General features: G+C 72.0%; 4 protein-coding genes and 1 riboswitch. Of the genes, 1 reads left to right on the forward strand and 3 read right to left on the reverse strand.

Annotated features, from left to right (window positions below; genetic code table 11):
• Window positions 1–476: 476 nt before the first annotated feature.
• Window positions 477–848: a PRC-barrel domain-containing protein gene (locus tag CCN44_RS22775; protein WP_189397311.1), complete on the reverse strand. Its 372-nt coding sequence runs from the start codon at window positions 846–848 to the stop codon at window positions 477–479.
• A gap of 119 nt (window positions 849–967) precedes the next feature.
• Window positions 968–1,062, forward strand: a riboswitch (glycine riboswitch).
• Window positions 1,063–1,236: 174 nt separating this feature from the next.
• Between CCN44_RS22775 and gcvP the strand changes: the two genes are divergently transcribed.
• Window positions 1,237–4,122, forward strand: a complete 2,886-nt coding sequence (gene gcvP / locus CCN44_RS22780; protein ID WP_086699033.1) for an aminomethyl-transferring glycine dehydrogenase — start codon at window positions 1,237–1,239, stop codon at window positions 4,120–4,122.
• Window positions 4,123–4,273: 151 nt separating this feature from the next.
• Here gcvP and CCN44_RS22785 read toward each other — a convergent pair whose 3' ends face one another.
• Together CCN44_RS22785 and CCN44_RS22790 are read right to left on the reverse strand one after the other, a co-directional pair.
• Complete coding sequence (locus CCN44_RS22785) at window positions 4,274–4,693, reverse strand: TOBE domain-containing protein (RefSeq protein ID WP_059248133.1); 420 nt, start codon at window positions 4,691–4,693, stop codon at window positions 4,274–4,276.
• A gap of 28 nt (window positions 4,694–4,721) precedes the next feature.
• Window positions 4,722–5,674, reverse strand: a 953-nt coding sequence (locus tag CCN44_RS22790) for an ABC transporter ATP-binding protein (RefSeq protein ID WP_086699036.1), incomplete at its 5' end; no start/stop codon positions are given.

Raw genomic sequence — 5,674 nt, forward strand, 5'->3', positions numbered from 1 at the left:
GGGCTGGGGCGGGTCACCGTGCGGTTCGAGACGCCGCAGTCCCCTCCGGGGAGGGTGCGGACGTTTTTTGTCGGGGATCCTGCGCTGGAGGCGGCTGAGCCGTTGCCGTTGGTTCCGGGCTCTGCCCACCCGCCTGCCCGTCTCGGCCCGCCGAACAGCGACCGGCCCGGGGCTTCGCCCCAGACCCCGGAAGAAGCCCGGGATCAGGGAGGGACCAGGGGCCGGGGGGATGCTCGGCACCGGGCGGAGGCTGAGGACCGGGGGGAGCCTCAGGACCGGGCCGAGGCTGAGGACCGGGGGGACTCTCAGGACCGGGCGGAGGCTGGTGATCGGGAGGAGGGTCGGGTTCGGGAGGAGCCCGAGGAATCGGGGGAGGCTCGGGTGCGGGAGGATCCCCGGGCCTCGGCCGCGGCCGCCCCGTGGGCACAGGGGGAATCGTGGTCAGGAGGAAGCTCGCCGTCCGGGGAGGCCCGGGGTCAGGTTTCCTCCGAGCCCGCCAGTTTGCCGAAGTCGTGGTCCGGGACCGTGGGGGGCGCGGCCACGTCCAGGCCGTAGTGGTGGTAGAGCTGGAGTTCCTGCTCGGGAGAGAGATGGCGGCCCACGCCGAAGTCGGGGGCGTCCTTGATCAGGGCGCGGTCGAAGGGGACGTGCAGGGTGCCGTCGACGAGTTCGCTGGGTTCCAGGGGCACGAAGGCGTCCCGGGAGAACAGTCCGGTACGTATGGCCGCCCACTCGGGTACGCCGGTCGCGTCGTCCAGGTACACCTCGTCAATGGTGCCGATCTTGGTGCCATTGCGGTCGAACGCCTTGCGGCCGATCAGGTTGCGCGGATCGATGTCGGTCTGCACGGTCCCTCTCCCTCCACGTGGTCGCAACTCATCCGTAAGCACTACAAAAGAGCACATTCAAGGAGGCGGCCACTCGAAGGCTCCGGCGTTGACCTCGCTGGTACCCTGACAGCGGCTGCTGACCCCGTGCGGGAGAGTCCTCCGACCACGTCGGAGGCGCCGAAGGAGCAAATCCTCCCCGGAATCTCTCAGGCTCACGTACCGCATGGACGAGGTCACTCTGGAAAGCAGAGCGGGTGTCGACGGCTCCCGCTCTCACCGACGGTGAAAGCCGGTGCCCGCGGGCTCCCGGTGAAGCTCTCAGGTTGAGATGACAGAGGGGGAGGCCGTCGGGGTATCCGTACCGGGGTGCCCCTCGAAGGTCGCGTCAGACCAGGAGGCCTCCGCAATGACCGCCCATCGCACTCCGCTCTCCGAGCTCGAAGCGGGCATCCCGTTCGAGCAGCGTCACATCGGACCCGACCAGGAGGCGCGGGCCAAGATGCTCGCGCAGGTCGGCTACGGCTCGCTGGACGAGCTGACAGCCGCCGCGGTCCCGGATGTGATCAAGAACGCCGACGCCCTGGACCTGCCGGGCGCCCGCACCGAGGCCGAGGTGCTCGCCGAGCTGCGCTCGCTCGCCGACCGCAACCAGGTCCTCGGCTCCATGATCGGCCTGGGCTACTACGGCACCTTCACCCCGCCCGTCATCCTCCGCAACGTGATGGAGAACCCGGCCTGGTACACGGCCTACACGCCGTACCAGCCGGAGATCTCGCAGGGGCGGCTCGAGGCGCTGCTGAACTTCCAGACGGTGGTCGCCGACCTGACCGGCCTGCCCACCTCCGGCGCCTCCCTGCTCGACGAGGGCACCGCCGCCGCCGAGGCGATGGCGCTGTCCCGGCGCATGGGCAAGAACAAGAAGGGCCTGTTCCTGGTCGACGCGGACGCGCTGCCGCAGACCATCGCCGTGATCGAGACCCGTGCGGAGCCGACCGGCGTCGAGGTCGTCGTCGCCGACCTCAGCGACGGCATCCCGGCGGAGATCGCCGAGCGTGAGATCAACGGCGTGCTGATCCAGTACCCGGGCGCCTCCGGTGCCGTACGGGACATCAAGCCGGTCATCGACCAGGCGCACGAACTGGGCGCCCTCGTCACCGTCGCCGCCGACCTGCTCGCGCTGACCCTGCTGACCTCGCCGGGCGAGCTGGGGGCGGACATCGCCGTCGGCACCACCCAGCGCTTCGGCGTGCCGATGGGCTTCGGCGGGCCGCACGCCGGCTACATGGCCGTGCACGAGAAGTTCGCGCGCAGCCTCCCCGGCCGCCTCGTCGGTGTCTCCGTCGACGCCGACGGGAACAAGGCGTACCGCCTCGCGCTGCAGACCCGTGAGCAGCACATCCGCCGGGAGAAGGCCACCAGCAACATCTGCACCGCGCAGGTGCTGCTCGCCGTGATGGCCGGCATGTACGCCGTCTACCACGGGCCGGAGGGCCTGAGGACCATCGCGCGGCGCACGCACCGGTACGCCACCATCCTCGCCGAGGGGCTGAAGGCCGGTGGCGTGGAGATCGTCCACGGCGCGTACTTCGACACGCTCACCGCGCGCGTGCCCGGCAAGGCCGCCGAGGTCGTCGCCGCCGCCCGCGAGAACGGCGTCAACCTGCGTCTGGTCGACGCCGACCACGTCTCCATGGCCTGCGACGAGACCACCGGCCGGGCGCAGCTGGCCACCGTCTGGTCCGCCTTCGGTGTCGACGCCGACATCGAGGCGCTGGACGCGACGGCCGAGGACACCCTGCCCGAGGCGCTGCTGCGCACCGACGCGTACCTCACCCACCCGGTCTTCCACCAGCACCGTTCCGAGACCGCGATGCTGCGCTACCTGCGCAAGCTGGCCGACCGGGACTACGCGCTCGACCGCGGCATGATCCCGCTGGGCTCCTGCACCATGAAGCTCAACGCGACCACCGAGATGGAGCCGGTCACCTGGCCCGAGTTCGGGCAGCTGCACCCCTTCGCGCCCGCCGAGCAGGCGCAGGGCTACCTCACGCTCATCCGCGAGCTGGAGGAGCGTCTCGCCGAGGTCACCGGCTACGACAAGGTCTCGCTCCAGCCGAACGCCGGTTCCCAGGGTGAGCTGGCCGGTCTGCTTGCCGTACGCGGCTACCACCGGGCCAACGGCGACGAGCAGCGCACGGTGTGCCTGATCCCGTCCTCCGCGCACGGCACCAACGCGGCCAGCGCCGTGATGGCCGGCATGAGGGTCGTCGTCGTCAAGACCGCCGAGGACGGCGAGATCGACGTCGCGGACCTGCGCGCCAAGATCGAGCAGTACCGCGACGAGCTGGCGGTCCTGATGATCACCTATCCGTCGACGCACGGCGTGTTCGAGGAGCACGTCGCCGACATCTGCGCCCAGGTGCACGAGGCGGGCGGCCAGGTGTACGTCGACGGCGCCAACCTGAACGCCCTGGTCGGACTGGCCAAGCCCGGCCACTTCGGCGGCGACGTCTCCCACCTGAACCTGCACAAGACGTTCTGCATCCCGCACGGCGGCGGCGGTCCGGGCGTCGGCCCGGTGGCGGTCCGCTCGCACCTGGCGCCGTACCTGCCGAACCACCCGCTGCAGCCGGAGGCCGGCCCGGAGACGGGCGTGGGCCCGATCTCGGCGGCCCCGTGGGGCAGCGCGGGGATCCTGCCGATCTCGTGGGCGTACGTCCGCCTGATGGGCGGCGAGGGCCTCAAGCGGGCCACGCAGGTGGCCGTGCTCTCCGCGAACTACATCGCCAAGCGCCTGGAGCCGCACTACCCGGTGCTCTACACCGGCCCCGGCGGCCTGGTCGCGCACGAGTGCATCATCGACCTGCGCCCGCTGACCAAGGCGACCGGCGTGACCGTGGACGATGTGGCCAAGCGCCTGATCGACTACGGCTTCCACGCGCCGACCATGTCCTTCCCGGTGGCCGGCACCCTGATGATCGAGCCGACCGAGTCGGAGGACATCACCGAGCTGGACCGTTTCTGCGAGGCGATGATCGCCATCCGCGCGGAGATCGAGAAGGTCGGCTCCGGCGAGTGGCCCGCCGAGGACAACCCGCTGCGGAACGCTCCGCACACCGCCGCCGCGCTCGGCGGTGAGTGGGCGCACGCCTACAGCCGCGAGGAGGCCGTCTTCCCGGCCGGTGTCTCGGCCGCCGACAAGTACTGGCCGCCGGTGCGCCGCATCGACCAGGCCTTCGGCGACCGCAACCTGGTCTGCTCCTGCCCGCCGCTGGACGCCTACGAGGACTGAGCGAGCCGTGGGTGAGGGCCCCGTCCGGACGTCCNNGGACGTCCGGACGGGGCCCTTTGCCGTGGCGGACGCCGGGTGGGGCCCTTTGCCGTGGCGGACGCGGGGCGGGGCCCTCGCGGGCCGAGACGTCCGGGTGGGGGTGTTCGCCGTGTCAGGCCGTTGCCAGGGCGACCTCGGTCGACTTGATCAGGGCGATCACCGGGGAGCCCAGGGAGAGGTCCAGGTCGGCGGCGGATTCCTGGGTGATGGCCGAGGTCAGCCGGCCGCCCTCGATGTCGATCTTCACGGTGGCCATGGCGCCGCCGGTGGCCAGGTGCGTGACGGTGCCGGGCAGCTGGTTGCGGATCGAGACGCGGTGGACCGGGGCGGTGGCCAGGGAGACCTCGGTCGACTTCACCAGGGCGCGGACCGTGGCGCCCTCGGACAGGGCGAGTTCCCGGGCGGCCTCCAGGGTGATGGCCGCGGTGAGGTCCTGGCCGCCGGTCAGGCGGATCTTCACGGTGGCCATGACCTCGCCGAAGTGCACCTCGGTGACGGTGCCGGGGAGCTGGTTGCGGATGCTCAGGGTCATGGGCACCCACCGTAGGGCGCCGGTCCGCTCAGGCCGGGTATGCGTGGGTCTGCGTCGCCTTGACCGTCGCCCAGACCGGTGCACCCGGGTGCAGATCCAGCTCGGCGGCGGCCACCGTCGTCAGATCCGCCGCGAGCGGCAGCTCGCCGGTGAGGTCGGCGCGGATCTGGTCGCCGTGCGTCTCCAGTCCGGCGACCTCGCAGCGCCACAGGTTGCGGGCGCTGGCGCCGGAGGGCCGGTCCCGGAACAGGGTGACGGCGGACGGCGGGAACGCCACGAAGACCGGCCCGGACAGCTCCTCGGTGGTCGTGATCGAAGGTCCCGCGTCGAGCCGTACCGTGTGCCCGGTGGCCTGGCCGCGGTAGAGGTTGAGGCCGACGAGCTGGGCGATGTAGTCCGTGCGCGGGTGGCGGGCGATGTCGGCGGGGGTGCCCTCCTGGACGACCCGGCCGTCCTCCACGACCACCAGCCGGTCCGCGAGCACCATGGCGTCCAGCGGGTCGTGGGTGACCAGTACGGAGACCGCGTCGAACGCGGCGAGGTGGCGGCGGAGCTGTGCGCGGACCTCCAGGCGGGTACGGGCGTCCAGGGCGGCCAGCGGTTCGTCCAGGAGGAGCAGCCGGGGGTGGGTGGCCAGGGCACGGGCCAGGGCCACGCGCTGGGCCTGGCCGCCGGAGAGGTGGCGGGGCTTGGAGGCGGCGTGTTCGCTGAGGCCCATGCGGTCCAGCCAGGCCGCCGCCAGGGCGCGGGCCTCGGCTTTGCCGGCGCCCCGGCAGCGGGGGCCGAAGGCGACGTTGTCCAGGGCGGACAGGTGGGGGAAGAGCAGGTAGTCCTGGAAGACGACGCCGACCGGACGGGACTCCGGGGGAGTGTGCTCCAGTGAGGTGCCGTCCAGGCGCAGGTGGCCGGCGGTGAGGGGGGTGAGGCCGGCCAGGGCGCGCAGGGCGGTGGTCTTGCCCGCGCCGTTCGGGCCGAGCAGGG

The sequence above is a fragment of the Streptomyces tricolor genome (genome assembly GCF_002155905.1).
GTDB lineage: Bacteria > Actinomycetota > Actinomycetes > Streptomycetales > Streptomycetaceae > Streptomyces > Streptomyces tricolor.